Annotated in this window: 1 protein-coding gene and 1 pseudogene; both read right to left on the reverse strand. The window is 70.7% G+C overall.

Annotation, left to right across the window (positions count from 1 at the left end):
• A pseudogene (locus AC1D01_RS34205) lies at positions 1-265 on the reverse strand (phosphoribulokinase); the annotation flags it as partial.
• Positions 266-277: 12 nt separating this feature from the next.
• Complete coding sequence (locus AC1D01_RS34210; protein WP_477873905.1) at positions 278-1351, reverse strand: class 1 fructose-bisphosphatase; 1074 nt, start codon at positions 1349-1351, stop codon at positions 278-280.
• Positions 1352-1512: the final 161 nt, after the last annotated feature.

Genomic DNA, 1512 nt, shown 5'->3' on the forward strand with positions numbered 1-1512 from the left:
CGGCATAGCTGCGGAACAGCTCTTGCAGCTCGGCGAACAGGTTGGCGTCCTCGCCGAAATGGCTGAAGTGCGGCCGGTGGTTCTGCTCGGCCTCGGCCATCGCCGCCTTCATGGCCTCGCGGTCGTAGCGGTGGAAGCTGTCGCCTTCGACGATCGCGGCCGCCACGCCCTCGCGGCGGAAGATGTTCTCGAAGGTCTTCGTGACCGAGGTGGTGCCGGCGCCGGACGAACCGGTGATGGCGATGACGGGGTGCAGCGCGGACATGGCAGCGCCCCCTCAGACCGTGGCCGCGAACAGGCCGCGCTTGCCGAACAGCGGCGAATCATAGGCGGCCGCCGGTTCGTCGCGGTGGTAGGTCTCGATGCGCGYCACCTCGTGGCGCGAACCGAAGACGAAGCCGATGCGCTGGTGCAGCGCGTCGGGCTGCACCTCCATCAGCCGCGAGCGGCCGGTGCTCGCGCCGCCGCCGGCCTGCTCGATCAGGAACGAGATCGGGTTCGCCTCGTACAGCAGGCGCAGCCGGCCGGCACGCGACGGATCCTTGCTGTCGCGCGGGTACAGGAACACGCCGCCGCGCATCAGGATGCGGTGCGTCTCGGCCACCAGCGAGGCGATCCAGCGCATGTTGAAGTCGGCGCCGCGCGTGCCGGTCTGGCCGGCCAGGCACTCGTCGACGTAGCGCTTGACGGCCGGCTCCCAGAAGCGGCTGTTCGACGCGTTGATCGCGAACTCGCAGGTCTTCTCGGGAATGCGCAGGCCGGGGTGGCTGAGCACCCATTCGCCGAGCAGCGGGTCGAGCGTGAAGGCATGCGTGCCGCGGCCGAGCGTCAGCACCAGCATGGTCGACGGCCCGTAGATCGCGTAGCCGGCGCAGACCTGCTGCGTGCCGGGCTGCAGGAAATCCCGCGGCTGCGGATCCTGCCCCGGCGTGACCGCGCGCAGCACCGAGAAGATGCTGCCGACCGCCACGTTGACGTCGATGTTCGACGAGCCGTCGAGCGGGTCGAACAGCAGCAGGTACTTGCCGCGCGGATGCTCGGGCGGCAGCGTGTACGGCGCCTCCAGCTCCTCGGACACCATGCCGGCCAGGTGCCCACCCCACTCGGTGGCGCGCAGGAACAGCGCGTTGCCCAGCACGTCGAGCGTCTTCTGCYCCTCGCCCTGCACGTTGCCGGTGCCGGCGCTGCCGAGCGCGCCGTCCAGCGCGCCATAGGCCACCTTGCGTGCGATGGTCTTGCAGGCGAGCGAGAGATCGGTGATCAGCGCGTTCAGGTCGCCGGTGGCCTCGGGGTGGCGGCGCCGCTCCTCGATCAGGAACTGGGTCAGGGTCGAACGTCCTCCGGTGAGCATGGCGTGTCTCCTGGTTATTGATGAATCGGTGTGCGCACTGGCAGGCGGGCCAGCAGGTCGGCGGGCGCTTCGAGGCGCCACGTGCCGGCGGGCGGCGGCGATCCGTAGCCCCAGGCGGCCCACGCGGCCTGGCTGCCGGCGGCGCTCGCGGCGGCCAGGTC

Source organism: Rhizobacter sp. P3_B12, assembly GCF_056402895.1.